Origin of the sequence: Gemella haemolysans (genome assembly GCF_001553035.1) — a bacterium.
GTDB lineage: Bacteria > Bacillota > Bacilli > Staphylococcales > Gemellaceae > Gemella > Gemella haemolysans_B.
The window spans coordinates 1-514 of sequence record NZ_KQ959975.1; the positions used below are offsets into that span (position 1 = coordinate 1).

Consider the following 514-nt stretch of genomic DNA (forward strand, 5'->3'; position numbering starts at 1 on the left):
AGAGAATAATATCCGCTATCTAACGCAACTTTTCCTGGTGTTAATCCGAAATTTTTTTCTATCTGATTTAATCTATCTATATATGGACCACTATCATGAACGTTTCCTGGAGTTATGTGACAATCCATGATTATATTATTTTTCCCATCTACTGTTCTATGGTCTAAATACATAAAACCTTCTTCTTTATGATCTCTGTGATAATAACCGCTATCCGGATCAGTTGTGTTAACTCGTTGTCTTTTTAGTTCTTCTTTTTCTTTATATTCAAAAGGCTTTTTTCCTATTTTTTCTCTCTCTTCGTTTATTTCTTTTTCTAAATCTAATTTTCTTTTTTTTATTTTTGTAGTTACTTCAACTTTGAATTTCTTTTTATTTGCGTTAGCTTTTATATGTGTTGAATCAGTAAAAAACTCAGTGCCTCCAACTAATTTTTTATCAATTGCTTGGTTCACTATATTTATAAATATTTGTTCGAATACATCAGTTCCTTGGAATCGTCGAATATAGTTTT

1 protein-coding gene is annotated in these 514 nt (G+C 29.0%); it reads right to left on the reverse strand.

Going from position 1 to position 514, the window contains the following annotated elements:
* Positions 1-514, reverse strand: a 514-nt coding sequence (locus tag HMPREF3186_RS09200) for a transposase (protein ID WP_331709134.1), incomplete at both ends; no start/stop codon positions are given.